The sequence below is a fragment of the Caballeronia sp. PC1 genome (genome assembly GCF_021353155.1).
GTDB classification, from domain to species: Bacteria; Pseudomonadota; Gammaproteobacteria; order Burkholderiales; family Burkholderiaceae; genus Caballeronia; species Caballeronia cordobensis.
On sequence record NZ_JAJUBH010000003.1, the window covers coordinates 191797 to 215308 of the forward strand.

Annotated in this window: 17 protein-coding genes; 9 read left to right on the forward strand and 8 right to left on the reverse strand. The window is 67.4% G+C overall.

Annotated features, from left to right (window positions below; translation table 11 throughout):
- Nucleotides 1-31: 31 nt before the first annotated feature.
- Both LY284_RS25550 and LY284_RS25555 read right to left on the reverse strand, forming a co-directional pair.
- The gene (locus tag LY284_RS25550) at nucleotides 32-1783 is read right to left on the reverse strand and encodes a ShlB/FhaC/HecB family hemolysin secretion/activation protein (RefSeq protein WP_233388693.1); all 1752 of its coding nucleotides are present in this window, start codon (nucleotides 1781-1783) and stop codon (nucleotides 32-34) included.
- A 61-nt stretch (nucleotides 1784-1844) separates the two neighbouring features.
- Entirely contained in the window at nucleotides 1845-4193 is a 2349-nt protein-coding gene (locus LY284_RS25555) for a CHAT domain-containing protein (RefSeq protein ID WP_233388696.1), read from the reverse strand.
- Between the two features lie 151 nt (nucleotides 4194-4344).
- Here LY284_RS25555 and tssJ point away from each other — a divergent pair, with 151 nt between their 5' ends.
- From tssJ to LY284_RS25595, 8 genes are all read left to right on the forward strand, one after another.
- Complete coding sequence (tssJ, locus tag LY284_RS25560; RefSeq protein WP_233388698.1) at nucleotides 4345-4869, forward strand: type VI secretion system lipoprotein TssJ; 525 nt, start codon at nucleotides 4345-4347, stop codon at nucleotides 4867-4869.
- Between the two features lie 120 nt (nucleotides 4870-4989).
- The gene (gene tssK / locus LY284_RS25565) at nucleotides 4990-6348 is read left to right on the forward strand and encodes a type VI secretion system baseplate subunit TssK (RefSeq protein WP_233388701.1); all 1359 of its coding nucleotides are present in this window, start codon (nucleotides 4990-4992) and stop codon (nucleotides 6346-6348) included.
- A gap of 41 nt (nucleotides 6349-6389) precedes the next feature.
- Nucleotides 6390-7697 carry a DotU family type VI secretion system protein gene (locus LY284_RS25570; protein WP_233388703.1) on the forward strand — a complete coding sequence of 436 codons (1308 nt, stop codon included), beginning with the start codon at nucleotides 6390-6392 and terminating at the stop codon, nucleotides 7695-7697.
- 2 nt (nucleotides 7698-7699) lie between these two features.
- Entirely contained in the window at nucleotides 7700-11329 is a 3630-nt protein-coding gene (gene tssM, locus LY284_RS25575) for a type VI secretion system membrane subunit TssM (protein ID WP_233388705.1), read from the forward strand.
- Nucleotides 11326-12048, forward strand: a complete 723-nt coding sequence (tagF, locus tag LY284_RS25580) for a type VI secretion system-associated protein TagF (RefSeq protein WP_233388707.1) — start codon at nucleotides 11326-11328, stop codon at nucleotides 12046-12048. Before tssM ends, tagF begins: the two co-directional genes overlap by 4 nt.
- On the forward strand, nucleotides 12045-13820 hold the full coding sequence (locus LY284_RS25585; protein ID WP_233388709.1) for a serine/threonine-protein kinase: 1776 nt from the start codon (nucleotides 12045-12047) through the stop codon (nucleotides 13818-13820). Before tagF ends, LY284_RS25585 begins: the two co-directional genes overlap by 4 nt.
- Before the next feature lie 37 nt (nucleotides 13821-13857).
- A complete protein-coding gene (locus tag LY284_RS25590) occupies nucleotides 13858-15675 on the forward strand; it encodes an MltA domain-containing protein (RefSeq protein ID WP_233388711.1) in 1818 nt (605 codons plus the stop codon).
- Between the two features lie 30 nt (nucleotides 15676-15705).
- Entirely contained in the window at nucleotides 15706-16473 is a 768-nt protein-coding gene (locus tag LY284_RS25595) for a hypothetical protein (RefSeq protein ID WP_233388713.1), read from the forward strand.
- Nucleotides 16474-16494: 21 nt separating this feature from the next.
- Here LY284_RS25595 and LY284_RS25600 read toward each other — a convergent pair whose 3' ends face one another.
- Both LY284_RS25600 and LY284_RS25605 read right to left on the reverse strand, forming a co-directional pair.
- A complete protein-coding gene (locus LY284_RS25600; RefSeq protein WP_233388715.1) occupies nucleotides 16495-17325 on the reverse strand; it encodes a hypothetical protein in 831 nt (276 codons plus the stop codon).
- A gap of 25 nt (nucleotides 17326-17350) precedes the next feature.
- On the reverse strand, nucleotides 17351-17992 hold the full coding sequence (locus LY284_RS25605; RefSeq protein ID WP_233388717.1) for a hypothetical protein: 642 nt from the start codon (nucleotides 17990-17992) through the stop codon (nucleotides 17351-17353).
- Between the two features lie 215 nt (nucleotides 17993-18207).
- On the opposite strand from LY284_RS25605, the gene LY284_RS25610 reads away from it, so the two are divergent.
- A complete protein-coding gene (locus tag LY284_RS25610; protein WP_233388719.1) occupies nucleotides 18208-19230 on the forward strand; it encodes an MBL fold metallo-hydrolase in 1023 nt (340 codons plus the stop codon).
- Between the two features lie 20 nt (nucleotides 19231-19250).
- On the opposite strand, the gene LY284_RS25615 is transcribed toward LY284_RS25610, so the two are convergent.
- The 4 genes from LY284_RS25615 to LY284_RS25630 are packed head-to-tail and all read right to left on the reverse strand — an operon-like array spanning nucleotide 19251 to nucleotide 23421.
- Entirely contained in the window at nucleotides 19251-20885 is a 1635-nt protein-coding gene (locus LY284_RS25615; protein WP_233388721.1) for a choline dehydrogenase, read from the reverse strand.
- Between the two features lie 2 nt (nucleotides 20886-20887).
- Nucleotides 20888-21205 (reverse strand): cupin domain-containing protein, encoded by a 318-nt coding sequence (locus tag LY284_RS25620; RefSeq protein ID WP_233388723.1) that lies wholly within the window; start codon nucleotides 21203-21205, stop codon nucleotides 20888-20890.
- Nucleotides 21206-21243: 38 nt separating this feature from the next.
- Nucleotides 21244-22107, reverse strand: a complete 864-nt coding sequence (locus LY284_RS25625) for a glycine betaine ABC transporter substrate-binding protein (protein WP_233388725.1) — start codon at nucleotides 22105-22107, stop codon at nucleotides 21244-21246.
- A 57-nt stretch (nucleotides 22108-22164) separates the two neighbouring features.
- Nucleotides 22165-23421 (reverse strand): Xaa-Pro peptidase family protein, encoded by a 1257-nt coding sequence (locus LY284_RS25630; RefSeq protein WP_233388727.1) that lies wholly within the window; start codon nucleotides 23419-23421, stop codon nucleotides 22165-22167.
- Between the last annotated feature and the right edge of the window lie 91 nt (nucleotides 23422-23512).

Consider the following 23512-nt stretch of genomic DNA (forward strand, 5'->3'; position numbering starts at 1 on the left):
TGTCTGACTGCTTCGATGCGGCGTTGAACGGCTAAAACGATTTGGACACCTGCACATACACGCGCGGCACCTTGTCGTCGCCGGTGCTGTCGGCGCGGGTCGTGCGCCATGCGACGCTGGCGTCCACGGAGATCCCGTACGGGCCGTTCCAGAAGAGCCCGAGCCCGGCCCCGCTGCGCGTCACCGTGTTGGCGCCCTGTCCGGGCACCGGCCGGGCGTTGTAGCGCCCCACGCCGATATCGAAGAAAGCGGAGAGCGTCAGCGTCGGTATCACGGCGTAGCGCAACGAGGCGGTTCCGACCAGTCCTTCGTCGACGATCGCCTCCGAGGGCGAATACGCGCGCACCGCTCTCGGCCCGCCGAGCGCGAAGCGCGACGAGCTGTCGAGGTTCTGATTCGCCCATTGCCCCGACACGCCCAGAAAGAAGCTCGTCTTCTGCGTGATCGCGTTGAGCCGGTTGGCCTGCATGACGAGGCGCACGCTGTTGCCCGCCGTGTTGCGTCCGCCCGGACCCTGATCGATGGCCTGCCCCGCCGCCGAATCGATGTTCAGATGCGCGAACGCAAGCTGCACATCCGCGCTGTTGAAGCCGCCGCCGAGAAAACTGTCGCGGCTTTCGTACGACAGCCCGACGCTCGCGACATAGAGCTTTTGCGGATTCTCGAACGCGACGCTGTCGATCTTGTCGGTGAGCGCGCGATACTCCAATGCGCCGCGAAAGAGCAGGTTCTGGCTGCGCGAGCGGATGAGCGGACGCGAGACCGAAGCCGTCACGACATCCGCGTTGCCGTGCGCCTGCAGCGACGCGAAATCCTGACCGAGGTAGTAGTACAGATGCGAGTACGCGAGGCCCACGCGCGTGCCGTTGGCATCCACCGGCGCGTCGTAGCCGATGCGCCCGTACAGCGTGTCGGCGCGCTCGGCGGCCAGCAGATTGACGTCGAGGTTGTCGCCGATGCCGAACGGCGAAGCCAGCCGCCCGAGCGCGCCCAGACGCCACTGTCCGGCGGGCGCAGAGCCGTAGTCGTCGGCGGAGAGCGCGAAGTTCCAGCGGCGCACGCCCTCCACGTTCACGTTCAGATCGACAGTGCCGGGCGCGCTGCCCGATTCCAGCGCCGAGGTCACGCGAATGCCGGGCAGGTCGGAGAGCAGCAGCATCGTGCGTTCGAGCTCGCCTTGCCTGAGCGGCCGCCCCGGCTCGATCGCGGCGAGCCGCGCGCGCACGAGCGATTCCTTGATCGGCGCGCCCGGCGCGATGGTCAGCCGCACGCGCCCGATCTTGCCTTCCAGCACCGTGAAGGTAACGTCGCCATCGGTCACGTCCTGCGGCGGAATCACGACCTGCGCGAGCGGATAGCCGCGATCGCGATACACCTGCGCGATACGCGCGGCGATCGCGTCGAGATCGCTGAACGAAACTTCCTGACCGATGCTGCCGGCGACAGGCGCGAGCAGCGTATCCGCGGGCAAGGTGTCGTTGCCCGCAAGCTGGATGCGTTTCAGCACGAACTTCCTGCCTTCGGGCGCGGCGGGCGGCGGCGGCGCGACCGGCGCGGGCAACACGGCTTCGCCATCGGGCGGCGGCGCCGTGACCGGCGGGCGAGGCTGCTCGTTGAGCAGCGTGCCGGCGCTCGGCACCTGCGCCGTGCCGGGCAGCGGCGTCTGCTGCGCCCACGCCGTGAGCGCGCCCGCGCAGGCGAGGCCCGCGCCGGCCGCGCGCGCGAGACACCGGATGCGCAGAGCGCGCGCGCGTGGCCGCAAGACGAGGCGTTCGGTTTTCATGGCGTGGTTCACGGCGACATCCTCATCGGGACCGGCGCGATGCGCGGGAGCGGTACAAGATTCAACGGGCGACCGACAGCCGCCAGTTGCCCATCAGATCGAAGGGCGCCCAGTAGAACGGATGGGCGAACCGGCTGTTGGCGAGCACGGCGAGCTGGGCGTCGCGCATCGCGTCGATCGCCTGCTCGCCCCGGGTGAGCGCGCCGTAGAACGTGCGCATCGTGAGTTCGGTCGATTCGTCGGCGACCGGCCACATCGACACCAGCAGCGCCGATGCGCCCGCGTAGAAGAACGCGCGCGTGAAGCCCATGATTTCGTCGCCGCGCGCAATGCGTCCGAGCGCCGTCTCGCACGCCGAGAGCGTGACGAGCGCGACGGAATCGAAGCGCAGGTTGTAGATGTCGGCGGCGAGCATCGGATCGGGGCCGTCGGCGGGCTGCGCGGCGGGCGCGAGCAGCACGCGCGAATGCAGCGGATCGATGGTGTCGGCCTGCGCGTGCGTCGCCACATGAACGATGCGGCCGCCCGGCGCGTTGTCGCTGAAGGTCTTGCGCGTCACGTCGCTTTGCAGGAAGGTCTCGCTTTTCGCGAAGAGCGGGCCGATCGCCCTGACTTCGGCCTCGGCGGCGGGCAGTTCGTACTCCGGCCCGATGCGCGGATTGCCGAACGCGACGAGATTGCTCGCGATCTTCTGCTCACGCCGCACGAGCTGCACCGCCACGCTCGCCGAAGGCGCGAGCGCGATTGCATGGCGCTGGATCAGAAAGCCCTGGCCGTTCTTCAGCGCCTGGAACGGCATGTAGTGCAGCGCCCCGTTCGGCGCGATGATGAGCCGCTCGCCAGGACGCAGCCCGAGCGGCTCGATGAGCAGCGCATCGAGCTTCGCGCCGTAGGCGATCGCCTGCGGCCGGCCGCGCGTGATCGCGCCGCGGAAGTCGCTCACGGCGAGCGTCATGTCGCGCCGCGCGATCGGCAGCGTGAAGCCCTGAATGCCGTCGGCGCGCACGACCCACGCGATCAGGCGATCGGCGAGGCCGTGATATTCGACGATCGCCTCGCCGGGCGCGAGCGCGCGCCGCACCTCGTCGAGCGAAAGCGTTTGGCCGTTGAGCTGCGTTGCGTCGACGCTCTTGTCGAGCCGGTTGCGCACGACATCGAGCAGCGCGCGGCTGCGGCTGCGCTCCGAAAGCGTCCAGGCCAGCGCGTAGTCGCCCTCATCGACGACGAGCGCGATGGTTTCCTCGAACACCGTCTGCGTGTCGGAGAAGAGGCCGGTCTTGAACTCTTCGCTGCGAAAGCGCGCGCGGATCGACTCGGAATCGTCGAGCGCCGCGAGCCATGCCTCGCGCGCCTTCGCGCGATTGCCGAGCGCGAGATACGCGCGGCCCATGCCTTCGTGCGCCCACAGGTTGTCGTAGCTCGCGTCGGAGCCGCCCTTGCCCGCGCTCGCGGCGAATGCGGCGAGCGCCGCGTCGGGCCGGTTTTCGGCGAGCAGCAGATTGCCCTCGATGCGCTTCCTGAGCGGCGCGAGCAGCGTGCCATCGACGCCGGCCGTCTGCTCGAAGGTCGCGCGCGCGCCGGCCGGATCGCCGCTCGCGATCTGCGCGCTGGTGAGCGAGAGCAGCACGAGCGGCCGATAGCGCGGCGACGCCGTCTCCAGCGCCGTGCGGTATTCCGAGAGCGCGGCGCTGGCGTCGCCGCGGCGCGCCGCGATATCGCCGAGCACCTTGTGAGCGGGCGCGAGCACTTGGTCGGGACTCTTCGCGCCCGCGGCGATGGCTTCCTTCGCGTAACGCTCAGCGTCGTCGAGATCGCCCGCGTAGCTGTACGCGATCGCCAGATCGCGGCGCGACAGCGCGGCAAGGTTCGCGTTGTCCGTGCGTTGCGCGACGACCAGAGCGCGCGACGCCGCCTCGATGCTTTCGCGGAAGTCGCCCCGTTCCGCCGCCGCGACCGACATGCTGCAGTACGCGTAGCCGTCGAGCTTGACCTGATCGCGCGCGAGCAGCAACTGCCCTTCCTTCGAGAGCGTCGCGATGGTTTCGGCGTCGCGCACGCGGGCTTCGGCATCGCGCGCGGCGCTCGTGATGGGCGCGTTCTGCGCGGTATCGGCCGCGGGCGGAACCGGCTGCGCGCGTCGTGCGGGGACGGCGGCCGGCGCTTCCTGCGCGAGCTGCATGCCGGGTTCGCGCAGATCGTTGTAGGCGAGCTGCATGCTCGCGGCATCCGGGGCGCATCCCGAATCGTGCGTGGGGGCTGGCTGCGCGCGGGCATCGGACGCCGAAGCGCCCAGCGTGGCGAGCACGATGAGCACGGCGAACACGGCGCACGTCCGTCTGATGGCGCCGCTGGCGGGCGCATGTGCATCGGTCTCCTGATGAGCCGATGCGTTCCGCTCGATCGCTATCACGAATGCGCTCCTCGATGGACCCAGGCTTCGCACCGGCCAGGCAGCGAGCGCCCGCAACAGTGCCACGACTAAACGAACCACCGCAGCGGATTTGAAAAGCGCGGCGGCGCGGTTCGTCTGCTGCTGTGTGGGACGGTGCCGGGGGTGAGCCATGAGAAGAGTCGAGCCAGTGTCGCGCGTGCTTTCGTTCGTCGTCCTAGCGGGCGCGCTCGCCGTCGCGGCGTGCAAATCCGCGCCGCCTCCTCCACCCCCGCCGACGATCGTGCGCATCGACGTGAGCGCGCTCGACAAAGTGAATCCGGATCACAGCGGCCGGCCCTCGCCCGTGCTCGTTCGCGTGTACGAACTGAAGGCGACCGCCGCCTTCGACAGCGCCGACTTCTTCACGCTCTACGGCAAGGACCAGGCGACGCTCGGCGCGGATCTCAACGCGAAGAACGAATTCCTGCTCAAGCCCGGCGAGAAGCAGAGCATCGAACAGGCGGCGCAGCCGGGCACGAAGTTCGTCGCGGTCGTGGCGGCCTACCGCGACATCGAACACGCGCGCTGGCGCGCCGCCGTGCCCGTGCCGCCGAACCAGACGACCGTGATGAGCGTGCGCATCGACACCGCCGATGTCTCGATCGCCGCGCAGCGCGCGACCCCGCCGCCGCCGTCGCGCGCCGCCAAAAAATGACCCCGCCCGCAAGCCGCCTTGCAAATTCGGGCCGCTCGTTCGTTCTTGAGGCGGAACGCGCGTGCCGAACCGGGCGCGCGGGCTAACCGGACGACATCACCCAAGCGGACACGAGCCACCATGACCTGGAACCAGCGCATGATCTGGTCCGAGGGGCTGTTCCTCGAACCACAGCATTTCCAGCAGCAGGACCGCTTCTTCGAGCATCTCGTGCGCTCGCATGCGCGGGCGACGCAGGCGTGGTCGTGGGGCTGGGCGTCCGTGATGCTCGACGACATCGCGCTCGGGCTCGGCAAGGTCGCGCTCGCTTCCGCGTTCGGCGTGCTGCCCGACGGCACCGCGTTCTCCTTTCCCGACGACGCGCCCGCGCCGCCGCCGCTCGATATCCCCGCGGGCGCGCGCGACGAAACCGTGCTGCTCGCGCTGCCGCTCGCGCGCGCGGGGGCCATGGAGTCCGATCCCGATAACGCCACACCCGACGCCGCGCCCGAAGACGGCCGCCCCGGCGCGTTGCGTTACCGCACCACCGATACCTCCGTCGCCGATGTCACCACCAGCGGCGAGCGCGTCGCGCAACTTCGCGTCGGCGCGCCGAACCTGCGGCTCATGCTCGCGCGCGACGCCACCGACGCCTTCGCGACCATCGGCATCGCGCGCGTGCTGGAGCGGCGCGCGGACAACCGCGTGATGCTCGACACCGCTTATATCCCGCCGATGCTCCATGCCCTCGCCGATGCGCGTCTTGCCGGTTACGCGCAGGAAATCGCGGGACTGCTGCATCAGCACGCGGATCGCCTCGCGCGCCATATCGCCAATCCGGGGCGCGGCGGCGTCGCCGAGATCGCCGACTTCCTGCTGCTGCAAACGCTGAACCGTTTCGAGCCGCAGTTCGCGCATCTGCTGCAGGTGCCGCTCCTGCATCCCGAGCGCCTCTATCAGACGACGCTCGCGCTCGCGGGCGATCTCGCCGCGTTCGACGAGCGCCGCCGCGTGCTCGCCTATCCGCCCTACCGTCACGACGATCTGGCCAGTTCCTTCGAGCCGCTCATGCGCGACGTGCGGCAGTTGCTCGCGCAGGTGCCGGAGCCGAACGCCATCGCCATCGAATTGCAGACCCGAAAGCCGGGGCTGCGCGTGGCCGTCATCAACGATCTCGATCTGGTGCGCACGGCGGGCTTCGTGCTCGCCGCCAGCGCGCAGATGCCGGGCGAGGCGCTGCGCACGCGCTTTCCGACCCAGGTGAAAGTCGCGCCCGCCGAGAAGCTGCGCGATCTGGTGAATCTCGCGCTGCCGGGCATCGGGCTGCGCGCGATGCCGGTCGCGCCGCGCCAGATTCCGTTTCACGCGGGCTGTTCGTACTTCGAACTGGATCGCGGCGGCGAGCTATGGAAGGAGCTGGAACAGACCGGCAACCTCGCGATGTATATCGCCGGCGAGTTTCCCGCGCTGGAGCTGGAGTTCTGGGCCATCCGCCACTGAGGCCACCGAGGCCACTAAGGCCACCGAAACCATCGAGCGCCATGAGCAACGACGACGATCCCTTCGCCGGATTCGAATCCGACCAGACGATGATCAAGCCCAATCCCGGCGCGCGCCGCCGCACCGGGAACACGCAAGGGCCCTTCACGCCGGGCGCGGCCGCCGATACGGGCGCGCATGCCTTCGATGCCGCGTTCACGCAGGGCGGCGCGGTCAATCCGCTGGTCGCTGCGTGCGCGCCGTTGCTGCAGCTTGCGCCGCGCATCCGCACCATGAGCGCCTGCGACGATCCCGCCGCGCTGCGCGATTCGCTCGCGGCGGGCGTGCGCCGCTTCGAGGCGCAGGCGCGCGTCAACGGCGTCGCCGCGGAACAGGTGACGGCGGCGCGCTACATCGTCTGCACGATGCTCGACGAAGCCGCCGCGGGCACGCCGTGGGGCGCGGGCGTGTGGGCGCGCCAGAGTCTGCTCGTGACGTTTCATAACGAGGCATGGGGCGGCGAGAAGGTGTTCCAGCTGCTCGCCCGCCTCGCGCAGCAGCCCGCCCGGCATCTGCATCTGCTGGAGCTGGCGAGCGTGGTGCTCGCGCTCGGCTTCGAGGGACGCTATCGCGTGGCGGCGCAGGGCAGACAGGCGCTCGATGCGATCCGCGCGCGGCTTTATCAACTGATCCGCAAGGAGCGCGGCGAGCACGAGCGCGCGTTGTCGCCGCACTGGGAAGGCGTGCCGACCACGCGGCGGCGCACGACCGACGTGCTGCCGGTGTGGGTGGTCGGCGCGTTCGCGCTGCTCGTGCTCGCGGCGGCTTATCTGACGATGAGTTTCCGCCTCGGCCGCCTGTCCGATCCAGCCTTCGATGCGCTCGCGTCGATCCGCGCGGGCGTGCAGCGGCCGCTCGTCGTCACGCAGGCGGCCAAGCCCCGTCTCGCCGAATTCCTCGCGCAGGAGATCCGCGATGGCCAACTGGCCGTCGATGACCGCGTGGACCGCTCGGTCGTCACGCTGCACGGCGACAACGTGTTCAGGCCCGGCAGCGCGGAAGTGGCGGCGCCGGTGCGCCCGCTCATCGAGCGCATCGGCGCGGCGCTCGCGGCGGTGCCGGGCAACGTGCTCGTGACGGGCCATACGGACGACCGGCCGATCCGCTCGGCGCGCTATCCGTCGAACTGGGAACTGTCGCAGGAGCGCGCCGCGAACGTGCGCGACCTGCTCGCGGCGAGCGTGCCGCCCGCGCGCCTGAAGGCCGAGGGCAAGGGCGATGCGGACCCCGTCGCGCCCAACGATTCGCCCGCCGGACGCGCGCGCAACCGGCGCGTCGAAGTGACGCTGTTCGCGAAGCCGGGGCCCTGAACATGAAAAAACTCTTTGCGATGGTGTTTCAGCCGCTCGTCCTGCTCGTCGTCGGGATGCTGCTCATCGCGGGCGCGATCTGGATCGCCGGGCCGCTCGTGTCGTTCGCGGGCGCGTATCCGCTCGAACGGCGCGAGGCGCGCTTCATGGCGATCGGCTGTGTCGCGCTGCTGTTCGTGCTGAGGCGCATCTGGGTTGCGTGGAGCGCGCGGCGCACGCAGGCCGCGCTCGCCTCGGGACTCGCCGCGCCGCTTCCCATGCCCCGCGCCGCCGCCGTCGCGCCCACGCCGGGCGAAGCCGAAGTCGCGACGCTCGCCAAACGCTTCGACGAAGCGCTCGCCGCGCTGCGCTCCGCGCGGCTCGCGGCGTCGGGCAGAAAGCCGGGCTGGCGCGACTGGGTCACGCTGTCGGGCCGGCAATACCTGTATCAGTTGCCGTGGTACATGTTCATCGGCGCGCCGGGCGCGGGCAAGACGACCGCCCTGGTGCATTCCGGTCTGCGCTTTCCTCTGGCCAAGCGCTTTGGCACCGACAAGATCCGCGGCGTCGGCGGCACGCGCAACTGCGACTGGTGGTTCACCGACGACGCCGTGCTGATCGACACCGCCGGGCGCTACACGACCCACGAAAGCGACCGCGACACGGATCAGGCCGCGTGGCAGGGCTTTCTCGCGCTGCTGCGCAAGACGCGCCCGCGCCAGCCGATCAACGGCGTGCTCCTGACGCTCGCCGTGCCCGACCTGCTCGCCGCGACGCCCGCGCGCACCGAAGACATGGCGGCGACGCTGCGCGCGCGCCTGCACGAACTGACGGAGGCGTTGCGCACGCGCTTTCCGGTCTACGTGCTGGTCACGAAGACGGACCTGCTCGCGGGCTTCACGGAGTTTTTCGCGGACATGTCGAAGGAAGAGCGCGCGCAGGTCTTCGGCTTCACCTTTCCCTACGATGCGAAGCGCCCGCTCGGCGAAGCCGAGTTCGCCGAGCGCATCGACGCGGAACTCGATGCGCTCGAAGCACGCCTCGTCGCGCGCCTGACCGACCGGCTGAACGCCGAGCCCGGCCTCGCGCAGCGCGCCGCCATCGTGGGCTTCCCGCAGCAGTTCGCCGCGCTCAAGCCGCTTCTCGCCGAGGCGTTGCGCGCGACCTTCATGCAGTCCCGCCACGACGACCTTCCGTTCGTGCGCGGCGTCTATTTCACGAGCGGCACGCAGGAAGGCGCGCCGATCGACCGTGTGATGGGCGCGCTCGCACGCGCTTTCGGCATCGAGCGCGGTGTGCAGCCGCCGCGTGCGTCGGCGGGGCGCAGCTTCTTTCTGGAACGGCTGCTCACGCAGGTGGTGTTCGCGGAGCAGGGCCTGGCCGGGTCGAACCTGCAATGGGCGCGGCGCAGGCATGTGTGGCGGCTCTCGGCGTATGCGGCGATCGCGGCGGCGGGCGCGTGCGTGCTCGCGCTCTGGGGCGTGAGCTATGTGCGCAACGAGACGTACGTTGCCAGCGTCGACCGGGCAGCGCACGCGGCGCGGCAGGCGGCCGCGGGCACGTCGGCGGCGGGCGCGAGCGTCGCCGCGCTGCTGCCGCTGCTCTCGGCGGTGCGCGATCTCGCCTCGACGCCGCAGGTCGATGCCGCGCATCCGCCGCTCGCGATGCAACTCGGCCTGTGGCAAGGCGCGAAACTCGACGCCGCCGCGCGCGGCGCGTACGAGCGCCTGCTCACCGATCTGTTTCTGCCGAAGCTCGCAGCGCGCATCGAGGAGCAGGCGCGCGGCGCGAACCCGGCCAATCCCGGCTACGCGTACGAGTCGCTCAAGGCTTATCTGATGATGAACCAGCCCGATCATCAGGATGCCGATGCACTCAAAACCTGGATCGTCAGCGACTGGGACCGCACGCTGCCGCGCGAAGTCGGCAATGCGGAGCGCGCCGCGCTCGCCGCGCATCTCGACACGCTCTTCGCACGCGGCGTCGTGCATCCGAATCTGCCGTTCGACGAGCGGCTCGTCGCGTATCTGCGCGGCATGCTCGCCACCAGCACGCTCGCGCAGCGCGTGTACGGGCGGGTGAAGCAGCAAGGCGTGGGCGCGGACTATCCGGAGTTCACCGTGGCACGCGCGGGCGGGCCCAACGCGTCGCTCGTGTTCGTGCGTTCGAGCGGCAAGCCGCTCACGAGCGGCGTGCCGGGCCTGTATTCGTTCGACGGCTATCACAAGGCGTTTCTTGCGGCCGTCGATCAGGTCTCGGCGCAGCTTGCCGCCGAAGAGCCGTGGGTGCTCGGCATCCGCGATCAGAGCGGCCTGCCGCGCGGCGATCCGGCCGCCATGCAGCGCCTCACCGAAGACGTCCGGCTGCTGTATCTGCAGGACTACGCGCGCACCTGGAGCGACTTCCTGAACGACGTCCGCATCGTGCGCTCGGACACGCTCGCGCAATCGGTGCAGATCGCGCGCATTCTGTCCGCGCCCGATTCGCCGCTCGCCATGCTCGTGAAGGCGGCTGCGCGCGAAACCACGCTCGCCGCGAAGCCCGCGACGGAGACGACCGTCGTCGACAAGGCGAGCGACAAGCTCACCGCCGCGCGCGAGCAACTGGAGAAGATCATTCGCGGGCCCGATCCCACGCGCATCGCGCCGGTCGCGCCGGGCACGCGTCTGGAAAGCATCGTCGATGACCGCTTCAGCGGACTGCGCGCGCTGGTGACGAGCCCCGGCGCAGGCGAGCCCGCGCCCATCGCGCAGACGCTCGCGCTGCTGAACGACATCTACACGTATCTGAGCGCCACCGATCAGGCGTTGCAGCAGAAAACCGCGCCGCCGCCCTCGGATGCGCCCGCGAAGCTGCGCGCGCAGGCGCCGCGTCTGCCCGAGCCGATCCGCACCGCGCTCCTGGAACTCGGCAGCCAGGGCGCGGCGCAGACGCAGCAGGCGCGGCGCGTGAACCTCTCGGCGGATCTGAAGGAGTCGATCTCGGCGTTCTGCAAGCGGGCCGTGAGCGGGCGCTATCCGTTCAATCCGGAATCCGCGCGCGATGTGCCGCCCGAGGACTTCGGCGCGCTCTTCGCGCCCGGCGGCAAGTTCGACGATTTCTTTCAGAAGAACCTCGCGCCCGACGTCGATATCTCCGCGAAACCGTGGGCCTTCAAGAAATCGGATTCGTCGGCGACGCAGATCAGTTCGGCGGGGCTCGCGCAGTTCGAGCGCGCCGCGACGATCCGCAGCGTGCTCTTTCGGGCGGGCGGCAAGACGCCCGGGCTCGCCTTGCAGTTGAAGCCGCTCGACATGGACCCGACGATTCTGTCCTTCACGCTCGACATCGACGGGCAAGTGCTCACCTACGCGCACGGGCCGCAGATCGCCACCGCGATCCAGTGGCCGGGCACGCGCGGCTCGGGCCGCGTGAGCGTGCAACTGACGCCGCCGCCGGCGGGCGGCGCGGGCAATCTGGTCTTCGAAGGGCCGTGGGCGCTCTTTCGCATGTTCGACCGGCTGGACGTGCAGCCGACCGCGCAGCCCGAGCGTTTCATCGTGACTTTCGATGTCGAGGGCCGCAAGGCGCGCTTCGAAGTGACGGCGAATAGCGTCGAGAATCCGTTCCGGCTCGCGGATCTGCGCGCGTTTTCCTGCCCGGAACGCCTATGAGCGACGCCCCCGACGCAACGCTCACCGCCGGCGATGCAGGGATCGCCGGCTGGTACGGCAAGCTGCCCTCGCTCGGCGATTTCGCCGCGCGGCGGCTGCCGGATGCCTTCGTCGCGCCGTGGGACGCGTGGCTCGCGCGGCGGGTCGGCGAAACGCGGCGCGCGCTCGGCCCGGACTGGCTCGACCTCTATCTCACCTGCCCGGTGTGGCGCTTTTTCGCGATGCCGGGCGCGATTGCGCCGACGCTCGCGTCGTGCTGGACCGGCGTGGTGATGGCGTCGGTGGACCGCGTCGGGCGGCATTTTCCCTTGACGGTCGCGGCCTCGCCGCCGTGTGCGCCAGCGACGGGCGCGGAAGTCGCCGCGCTGTGGCGATGGCTTTCGGCGATCGAGGGCGTGGCACTCGCCGCGCTCGACTTCGATCACGGCATCGAGCGGCTGGACGAGCAACTCGCCGCATTGCCGATGCCGATCCCCGCGCCGCCATGCGCCGATGCGCTCGACGAACCGTGCATCGTGCACTCCGCCGATGCGCTTGCCGATACGCTCGCGCACGCCTTCGCGCCGCTCTGGCAAGCGGGCGCGCGCGGCACGAGCCTGTGGACCTCGGCGCAGGCGCAGCACGAAGCGTCCGACGCGTCCGCCTTCACCGTCTGGCCGGTGCGCGGCTTGCCGGACACCGCGCTATTCACCGCGCTGCTGCGAGGCTGCGGATCATGAACGCGCCACGCGGGCTTCCCGACAACGACGCCAACGACGATAAGACCGTGATCGTGAGCGGCGCGCCGGGCGCGTCTGCATCGTTCGTCACGCACAACGTCCTGCCCGCGGGCACGCGGCTCGGCGAATTCGAGATCGTCGGGCTGATCGGCGAAGGCGGCTTCGGCATCGTCTATCTGGCCTTCGATACCTCGCTCGACCGCCACGTCGCGCTCAAGGAATACATGCCTTCGGCGCTCGCGGCGCGTATCGGCGCGACGCAGGTGCAGGTCAAATCCGCGCGCTACGAGACCCTATTCCGCGCGGGACTCAAGAGCTTCATCAACGACGAAGCCCGGCTGCTCGCGCGCTTCGATCATCAGTCGCTCGTGAAGGTGTACCGCTTCTGGGAAGCGAACGGCACCGCCTACATGGTGATGCCGTACTACAGGGGCGTCACGCTCAGGGACGCGCTCAAGGCCATGCCAAGGCCGCCCGACGAAGCCTGGCTGCGCGCGCTGCTCACGCCGCTTATCGATGCGCTCGCCGTGCTGCATGCGGCGAACTGCTTTCACCGCGATATCGCGCCGGACAACATCATCCTGCTGGAGGACGGCCATCGGCCCGTGCTGCTCGATTTCGGCGCGGCGCGGCGCGTGATCGGCGATATGACGCAGGCGCTCACCGTCATCCTCAAACCGGGCTATGCGCCGATCGAACAGTACGCCGAAGTGCCATCGCTCAGGCAGGGGCCGTGGACGGATCATTACGCGCTCGCCGCCCTCGTCTATTTCGCGATCACCGGCAAGACGCCGCCGCCCTCCGTCGGCCGGATGGTGAAGGACAGCTATCAGCCGCTCGCAAAGCTCGCGGCCGGGCGTTACTCGGAGCGCTTTCTGAAGGCGATCGATCACGCCCTCGCGGTGCAGCCCGCGCATCGGCCGCAGACGGATCAGGCGTTCGCCGCCGAACTCGGCATCTCGCTCGACGATGCTGCCGCCGGCCGGACGGCGCGCGGCAACACGGGCGGCGCAGCAGCGCTCTTGCGGCGGCGCATCGGCTGGACTCTAGCCGCGGCGTGCGGGCTTGCCGCGGCGGCCGCGCTCGGCTTCTTCGCGCCGAAGCTGCTGCCGCGCGCGCCCGCTTCCGCCGATGCCGGTCATGCGGCGAGCGCTGCGAGCGCGCCGGCTCCGATCGCGAGCCCTCCCGCCGCCGTCGTAAGCGCACCCAGCGCACCCACCACACCGCAACCGCCCGCGCTGCCGCCCTACTCGCCCGCCGACGAATTCGCGCGCATCGTGTCCCTCGCGGACCCGTCCTTCGTCGTGAAGGCAGACGTGCCGCTCGCGCGCGCCGTCGCCGGTCATGACCGGCTGCGCTTTACCCTCACGAGCAATCGCGACGGCTATGTCTACGTGTTCGCCGTCGATCCGGCGAATCAGTACGTGCAGCTCTTTCCGAACGAACTCGACCGCGACAACCGCATCGGCGCAAACAAGCGCCTCGTGCTGCCGCGCCCAAGCTGGCCCATGGAAGCGGGCGAGCCCGCCGGCGCGAATCATTTCCTCGCGATCGTATCGAGCGCACCACGCGACTTCTCCGCGCTCGCCCTGACGCACGATTCCGCGTTCGCGAGCCTGTCGCGCGACGCGCAGAACGCGGCGGCGGCAGCGCGCACGCTCACCGCGTCGCCGTTCGCGGGCGTGCCGTCGTGCGACAGCGCCGCGCCGTCCTGCCCGGTCGCGTATGGCGCGGTGGCCTTCAAAATCGATGTCGTCCGTTCGTCTAGGTAGCGGCTATCGACAGGCTTTGCGGCCGGACGAGGACATCATGGCATCACGAGCATGCGGCAATTCCCTTGCAGTCGCGGTTTCTCTGGCGCGCGCCGAACCCGTCACGCGCGCCGCGCTCACGCTGTCCGCCGCGCTGCTCGCGGGTGCGCTCGCCGGCTGCGCGGCTTCGCCGCCGGGCGCGCCGCAAGCCGCTGGCGCGCGCGCCGTCATGCCGCCCGGCGGCGAGGCGGCCGATGCGCCGTCCATCGTGAGCGCGGCGGGTTCGGGACCGGAGCCGGGCATCGTCAGTCCGCTGCCCGCGAGTCCGTCCGCGTCGCTTGCAGGAATCGCGGCGGCTTTCGCCACGAAGAACGCGCTCTATTCGCCCGTGCCCTTTTCCAGCGTGCCGGGCTGGGCAAACGATGACGTCGCGCAATCCTGGGATGCGTTCAGGCGCGGCTGCTCGGTGCTGGGCGGCAAGCCCGCGTGGGCGGCGTCGTGCGCGGCGGCGCGCGGCATCGACGCGAACGACGGGCGAGCCGTGCGCCGTTTCTTCGAGGACAACTTCACCGTCTATCAGATCCGCAACGTCGACAAAAGCGCGCGCGGCGTGCTCACCGGTTACTACGAGCCGGTTCTGCGCGGCAGCCGCAAGTACGGCGCGCCGTACGTCTATCCGGTCTATGGCACGCCGCGCGACATGCTGTTCCTCGATGTGCGCCGTCTGCCGCCCAATGCGCGCAGCGAGCCGGTCATGGCGCGCATCGAAGGGCGCACGGTGACGCCGCTCGCGACGCTTTCCACCGGCAATGCGAAAGGCGTGTACGCGCTCGCGCTCGGCAACAGCGTGCCCGATATCCGCGACAAGAAGCTGCGGCTGCGTCTCGAAGGCAATCGCATCGTGCCGTATTACTCGCGCGCGCAGATCGAGCGCGGGCGCATCGACGCGCCGGTGCTCGCGTATGTCGCCGACCCGGCGATGCTCTACGCGATGCAGTTGCAGGGCGCGGGCAAGGTCGTGTTGCCCGATGGCGTGAGCGTCATCCGGCTGGCCTATGCCGAGCAGAACGGCTTCGCGTTCAATCCGCCTGTCGCCAGTGCATCGGGCAAGGGCCGCAAGGTGCTCGTGCGCGGCGTGGAACTCGATCTGGACGAAGGCGGCGCGAGCACGCAGTCCGTGTCAGGCGATAGCGACACGCCACAGTCTTCGCTCCTGCGCGGCGTGGGCGATGTCAGTTCGCCTGAAGCGCCGCCCGAATCGCCCTTGCTGCGCGGCTTCAATCTCGCGCAAGGCGCGACGCCCGGCGTGCGGCCGGCGCGCGTGAGCACATCGGCGGCGGCGAGTCCGGCAAGGCCCGTCACGCCCGCGCCGCCCGTAACGCCCGTAACGCCCGCAACACCGCTGGCCAGCGCGCCGCCGCTGACGGCCGCCTTTGCCGCTTCAGACCCGAGCTACGTGTTCTTCCGGACCATCCCCGATTCGCCCGCCGGGCCGATCGGCGCGCTGGGCGTGCCGCTGTCGCCGGAACGCTCCGCCGCCGTCGATCCGCGCACGACGCCGCTCGGCGCGCCGGTGTTCATCAACGCGAGCGATGGCGCGGCGAATGGCTCGCCGTTCACGCGTCTTTTAATGGCGCAGGACGCGGGCGGCGCGATTCGCGGCGCCGTGCGCGCCGACTATTTCTTCGGCACCGGCGAGCAGGCGCAACAAAGGGCCAGCCGCGTGAAGCAGCCGACGCAAATGTGGGTGCTGCTGCCCAAGGGCCTGCGCATCTCGGCGAAAGAATCGGGCGTGCGCGTGCGCGGCGGGCCGTCGATGCCGAGCGCGGATTGCGTCGTGAGCGACCCCGAATTGTGCGTGGACGATGCGCAGTAAACGCGGCGCGCCGCCCGTCACGGAGAAAGTATGAATACACGATCCATGAGCGCGCCGAACGTGCTCGTCTGCCTGCCGACGCATCACGACGACGTGCACATCAACTTCGCCTTCTCGCTGATGGAGACGGCGCGCGCGCTCAGCGACGCGGGCTGCGGTTTCCAGACGATGCACGTCGGCTCGTCGCATGTCATTCGCGCGCGCAACTTCTTCGCGAGCTACTTCGTCGCGCATGCCGAGTTTTCGCATCTGCTCTTTCTCGACACCGACATGCAGTTTCCGCCGCAAGCGGTGATCAAGCTGCTCGCCGCCGGCAAGGCTGTGGCCGGCGTCGCGTATCCGTACCGGCGCATGAATCTGGACAAGCGCATCGGCGATTCGGATCAGGGGCTCACGCTGCGCGAATGGCTCGAAAAACACGCCGACTATACGGTGCGCCTCAAGACCTCCGGCGACGGCCGCGCGAGCGTGACAGACGGCCTCGTGGAAGCGGAGCACGTCGGCACCGGCATTTTTCTCGCGCGGCGCGATGCGTTCGAGACCGCGAAGCCGTTCGCGCAATGCTACGAGCCGCCCGAGCAATACCGCGACGCGCTGCCCGATGCGCGCTTCTACGGCTTTTTCGACAGCATCGAAGAAGAGGGCCGCTATCTGTCCGAAGACCTGTCCTTCTGCCGGCGCGTACGCCTCGGCGGGGCGTCGGTGTGGGCGCTGGTCGATCAGACGGTCGTGCACTACGGCGCGTCGGAAGTGGCCGGGCAATATCTGCGCGCGTTGCGCATGCGCGCCAATGTCTGATGCGCGGTTTAAGGCTCAGGCTCAGGCGAGCGCGGCGCGCAGATAGTCCGCCGCGCGGCGCGATTGCATCTCCATGAAACCCGCGCGCGCAAGCCGCTCGCGCTCGTCTAAGGATGCGACGAGCGCGGCGGCGCGGTCGGGCAGCGCATCGTAATCGGCGAAGGCGATCGCGTGCGCAAGCGGCGCTTCATCGCTCGCATTCGCGCAGCGCTCGCTCAGGACCGCGCATCCGTTCGCGAGCAGATATGAAACCCGCACCATCTCGAACACGCCGTCCGCGCGGCCATGCACGTTGAACAGCAGCTTCGCGCGCGCGATGAGCCGGTCGCGAGCGCGGCCGTACACGCCGAACGCAGCGACGATGCCGATGCCCGCGGCGCGCATGCGCTCGATGACCCGCGTGCGCCGCGGGCACAGCGAGCCGATGAACAGCACGTCGATATCGCGCGGCTCGGCAAAACGGATACGCGTGAGTTCCGGCACGTATCCGACCGGCACGACGCGTTCGACGCGCACGCCAAGGGCCGCGAAGGCGCGCGCGTTGGCGGCGTCGTAGTCCCACACGGCATAACGGCGCAGGAGCGCGAGGAATGGCGGCGTGATCCACGGCGAGCCCGCGTGGACCTGTTCGAGGTTGTAGAGAATCGCATCGGGCGCGAGCGTCAACGCGTAGTGCGGCAGCAGATTCGAGCCGAGCACGATGTGACGCCGCCCGTCGAGCCATCCTTCGCGCGTCATCACGCTGTCGTGACCGAGCGCGAGCAGCGCGTAATGGAGCGTCTCGGCCACTTCATGGAAGGCGGCGGAATGCACATAGCCCGGCGGCGAAACCACGGTGACGGCGAATTTCATCGGATCGATGAATGCATGCGAAGCGCTAGGCCGTCAAAGCGCCGCCGGGTATCGACAGGCGGTCGAAGGCCGGCTGAGCGACCTCGAAGTGAAAGCACTTTTCGTCCTTGAACTCGCCGGCATAGGTGAAACCCAGTTCGACGGAATGGCCCAGCCGGAGGATCGGAAACGCCATGAAGGTGCGGCATGCTTCCAGAAACGCCTTCGCCTGAGCGGGCTCCATGCTGTTGCGCCTGCCCGGCCCGGTGGTCGGGCCGCTGTAGTGAGCGACGTCGAATACTTCGACGAACGGGCTGCGCCCCAGGTGCCGCGAGATCGACTGCGGTCCGCCATGAACGCCCTCGATGGCGCGGATCAGATAGGCAATGGCGACGCGCTCGCCCGCATGGTTCGCATGCAACGCCCGCGCATGCGCGATGATCTTCGGGACCGCGTGATTCTTGTACGACGCTTCCTTGCCTTCCACCACATGCTTCTGAAAGAAGATTCGCGCCTGATCGCATACGGCGCGCTCGGCGCTCGTCACGTAGACCGAAGGCAGATTCGCGCGCTGCGCCAGCGTCTGGAGCAACGCGCGCGAATAGGACGAGATCGGCACGCCGAGAATGCGAACGGGATCGGCAAGGCTACCGACGTGATGATGGGCTGAAATGGCAGCATGGTTCATGGCGCGTTGAGCCTCGATGTCGTGACGCGTTCCGCTCTTTTGCATAGACGAGCGGCGAGGGCGCGCTTTGAACTGGCCTCACCGCTTGTCGCGCGGCCATCTTGCAATCCGTGGAAACGCGATGCCCCGGTTCACGGTTTATTTCCCTATCCTTGGCAACGAAGCCGTGCGACCGCACGGGGCTTTCGCTCGCAACGGGTTCAAGGGAGTTGGCCATGAGAAATCTGCTGATCGCCGCGCTGCTCGTGTGCCTCGCGCTCGTCACCGCCGCACGCGCCGTGGCGCTCACGGTATCCGGCGACGAGAAGCTGCCGGACTATACGCAGGCAGCGCGTCCCGGAACGATCACGGTCACGTTTCTGGGTACCACCACCCTTCTGTTCGACGACGGCGACACGCAGATTCTCGTCGACGCGTTCATCACGCGACCATCGATCGCCACCGTCGCATTCGATAAAGTGCAGACCGCACCCAGCGTGGTCAACGACATCCTGAAGCAGACGGGCGCGACCCGCGTCAAGGGCATCTTCGTGACGCATGCGCATTACGATCACGCGCTCGACGTCGCCTATCTCGCGCACAAGACCGGCGCGCGGCTATATGGATCGAACAGCGTGCTCAACATCGGGCGCGGCGGCGGTCTCGAGGAGAAACAGCGCGTTCATCTCGTAAGCGGACAAGGCAATCGCGTCGGCAACTTCGAGGTCACGCCGATACCCTCGAAGCATTCGCCGCCGATCCGCTTCATCAACGACGATCTGGGTCAGCAGATTCGCACGCCGCTTACGTTGCCTGCCCCCGCGAAGGCCTTTGTCGAAGGCCGCACGTATGACCTCCTGATCCGTAACGGCGGACACAGCATACTGGTGGTCGCGTCCGCCAACTTCGAAGCGGGCGCCTTGTACAACGTGCATGCGGAAACCGTGTTCCTGTCCACTGCCGGACTGCTCACGGGCGGTTCCGATTTCCGCGCGCGTTACTACGACAATACCGTGGGCTGCGCGCGCCCCTCGCTCGTCATTCCCGTGCACTGGGACAACTTCTTCAAGCCGCTCTCGAAGCCGCTGACCGCGATGCCCGGCGCCGATTCGACGCTGAACTACCTGCGCGGCCGATTGCAGCAGGATCACATTCGCCTCGGCGTCATGGAAGGCCTGCAAAGAGTCAAGCTATTCGATGCGAACACGCCGGTCGAACCGTATGCCGGACCCGGCGCGAACTGCCTCGACTACGACTGAAGATCTCGACACGCTCAACCTCACGCCGCGAACGCCAGCCATTCGGCCTGCAACGCCGGACGCCCCAGAACCAGATCGCTCGCGCGCTCGGCCAGCATGATCGTCGCCGCGTTGATGTTCGCGCTCGGCACGGACGGCATGACCGACGCATCGATCACGCGCAGCCGCTCGACGCCTCTCACCTTCAGATCGGAATCGACGACGGCGGTCCGGTCGTCCTTCGCGCCCATTCTGCATGTGCCGCAAGGATGGTACGCGCTGGAAGCATCCGCTCGAATGAATCGATCGAGCGCACTGCTATCGCTCACGTCTTCGCCGGGCATGTCCTCGCGATGATGAAAGCGCCGGAACGCGGGTTGCCGGGAGAACAGCAGGCCGAGCCGAACCGCCTCTCGCATCACGCGCCAGTCTTCCTCCGTGTCCATGTAATTCGGGTCGATCAGCAGCGGATCGTCCACATCGGCGGACTTCAGGCGCACGTGTCCGCGGCTCGTCGGCCGCATTGGACCGACGCCGATGCGATAACGATTTGTGCGGCGCGTAGGAATCCAGTTCTTGTCGAAGAAGACGGGAAAGAAATGAAACTGGATATCCGGATGCGCTATCTCCACACCGCTTTTCAGAAACGCGCCAACGTGACACTGATTCACCGACGCCACGCCGGACTTGCATGCAAACCATTGAACGCCCGCAAGAAACATTCTGTGAAGCCGAAGCTCCTGATTGAGCGAGACCGGCTCCTTCGTTTCGATCTGGATATGGCATTCCAGATGATCCTGCAGATTCAGGCCAACGCCCGGCGAATCGACTCTCGGCTGCACGCCCTTTTCTTTCAGATGCCCGCCCGGTCCGATGCCGGATAACATCAGCAATTGCGGCGAACCGAACACGCCCGCGCATAGCAGCGTTTCTTTTCTGGCGATGACGTTGACCGTCGAGCCGCCGCGCAGCACTTCGAATCCCGTCGCCGTGTTCCCGTTGAAATTGATGCGCCTGAGCGCACTCTGCGTCCAGACGGTCAGGTTTCCATCTTCCTTGCGCGAATGAAGATAACCGTATGAGGCGCTATTGCGGATTCCGCGATCGACGCTCATTTCGAAGCGCGACACGCCTTCCTGTCGATAACCGTTCACATCGTCGGTAAGCGGATAGCCCGCTTCCACACCGGCGTCGAGAAACGCCTGATTGAGCGGGCACAGTGTCTCCTGCCGCTGCGCGTGGATGAAACCTTCCGCGCCGCGATACGCGCCGCCCACGTCACTTCGCTCGATTCGGCGAAAGTAAGGCAGGCAGTGCTTCCATCCCCAGCCCTGTGCGCCTTCCCGTTCCCAGCGGTCGTAATCGAGCGGATGTCCGCGCAGCCACGTCATGCCGTTGATGGACGACGATCCGCCGAGCACGCGGCCGCGCGGTTGCTGAATGCGCCGGTTGTCGAGATTGCTTTGCGGTTCGGTCTGAAACCAGTAGTTGTAGCGCGAACTCGGTTTGAAGATGGACCGCAGGCCGGCCGGCATGCGAATGACCCACGCGTTATCGCGCGGGCCGGCTTCGATCAACAGCACGCGATTGCCCGCGTCGGCAAGCCGGCGGGCCAGCACGCAACCCGCCGACCCCGCGCCGCCTATCACATAGTCGAACTCCACGGCATTGCTCATGCTCAGTTCTCCGACGACGCATCGCCATGATCGTGATCGTGATACGTGTAGCGCGTTTCGACCGGCGCCGAAATCGCCCATTGCGCCTGCGCGCCTTCGCCTATCGATACGAGATCGCCCGCCTCGATCGAAAGCGCTGCGCCGTGCGAAAACGTCAGATGCGCGCGGCCGCGAACCACATAGAACGTCGCGCCTGGCACATAGCAATGCTGAAACTCGCGGCTGTCGCAATGCCAGGTTTCCCAGCGTGCGGTCATTCGTTCGATATCGGAAGGCGCGGGTTCTTTGGAGATGATCGGAGTGGATTGGGCAAATGTCATGACAGAAGATCTCAGTGCGAATGATGAAAGATGCCGGCTCAACGCATCCATTGCTGAACCAGCGGACGATTGGCATCGACCCACCCCTTCGCGCCTTTCTCCGGCGTCGAGACGCCCTGCTTGATGATCTCCGACATCAGACTGCCGAGCGAGTCGTCGTCCATCTTCCATTGCTGCAACCACCGTTCGGGATCGGGATGCTTCTGCTTGAATGCCTGCGTCTCAATGCCGTAGATCGAATCCGTCGCGCCGTAAGCGGCCTTGGGATCGCGAAGATATTTGAGCTTGTATTTGGACCAGATCCAGTGCGGCTTCCACAAGGTCACGACAATGGGCTCCTTGCGCTGAATCGCGCGTTCGAGCGACAAGACCATCGCCGACTCGGACGATGACTGAACGTCGTAATCAAGGCCATACGCTGTCTTCGCTTTCTCCGTCAGTTGCATGAGACTGCTGCCCGAATCGATGCCGACGATCTTCGGGCGTCCGCTCGAAGCAAAGAGGTTCTTGTTCGCGTTCAACTGATCGATACTATCGATCGCAACGTAGTCGGGCACGACGAGGCCGAGATTCGCCTCCTTGAACCAGGGCCCGATTCGCACGACGCTATCCTTGACCTTGTCGAACGCGGGCTTGTCCCCCGAGGGCAGCCACACTTCGAAGGTCACATCGATCTTTCCCTGCGCGACACTGTTGTAGAGCAATGCCTTGTCCGCGTTTTGCAGCCGGACCTGATAACCCTTCTCGCCGAGAAGAATCTTCCACATGTTCGCAACGGCGATGTTCTCCGCCCAGTTGTTCACGCCAATGGTGAGCGACTTGTCGTCCGCACGCGCCGATACGGCCGAAAGCAGCAGCGCAACGGGCAAAAGAAACTTGAGCAATCGAATAAACCTGATCATTTTCGACACGTCCATTTCGGGGAAAAATAGTTGGATTGCACTCACTCATTCATCTGGCTATTTCAGCAAGGCCTCTTCGAAAGGAAACTGCGAAAGCAACCGGGTGCCCGTCTCGGTCACGAGAAGCTGCTGCTCCAGCTTCACGCCCTCTTGCCCGCCCTCTTCGCCGATGTAACTCTCCACGCACAGCGTCATGCCCGGCTGAATTTCGCCGTCGTATCCCGACGCGCCGAAGTCCGCGTGGTGGTAGAGATACGGATACTCGCCCGTCATGCCGCAGCCATGCGCCGACAGGTAATAGCGGTTCGCGTGATACTTCTGCGGAATGTTCCAGGCCTTGTCGCTGTATTCCCTGAACGTCATGCCCGGACGAATCACGTCGATGTTGTGATGCACCTGCTCATGCGCGAGCTTGTAGAGCGTGCGCTGGTTCTCGCCCGGCTTGTCCGGTCCCGCATGAAAGGTGCGTGAGAAGTCCGAGTAATAGCCGTGGCAACCGACCACATCGGTATCGAGCGCGATCAGCCGGTTCGCTTCGATCACATGGCTCGACGTTTCCTGAAACCATGGATTGGTGCGCTGACCCGCGCTGAGAAGACGCGTTTCCACGTAGTCGCCGTCCTGCGCAATCACCGATTGATGCAGCACCGACCACAACTCGTTCTCCGTCATGCCGGGCCGGATCGCATCGCGCAGCTTGCCCACGGCAATCTCGGTCGCGCGCAGCGAAGCGACGATGCACTTGAGTTCTTCGGCCGACTTGATGGCGCGCGCCATTTCGATCGGCTCCTGCGCATCGACCAGATGCACGCCGTGGCTGGCCAGCGCGATCGCGGTTCCGGCGTTCATGCGCTCGATGCCGACCGTCGCATTCGGTCCGGCGAGTTCCGTCAGCGTTGCGGCCATCTCGGCGGCCCATGCCCGTTCCCGCCGCGCGATATCCGGTCCTGCCGCGACGAAGCTGGCCGTGGACGAGGGCCGCACTTCATCGATGGTTTCCAGCCCGGCGGCCAGATGCTCGCAACCGGTGAACTCGAAGAGAATGGTCCGGTGTTCCGTCACGATGAGATACCGCGACGGCGTATTGCGCGCGCAAAAGATCTGCATGTTGCGCGCGCCGGTCGCATAGCGGATGTTCACCGGATCGCTGACGATCAGCGCGGCAATGCCGCGTGTGCGCATCTCGGCGCGCACGCGAGCGAGGCGGTATGCGCGCACCGCCCGAAGGTCGATTTCCAGGCCGGCCGATGCTTGATCGAGCGTTTGAACATCCGAGAGATCGCGGCGTTCGCGATGCCAGTCCAGCGTCGTCATGAAGGCTTTCCTATGGGGATCAAATCACTATGAGTTATGTGTGCGTTTCACGGACCGCTTTGGAATTCGCCGCCGTAACTCGCTTATAGAA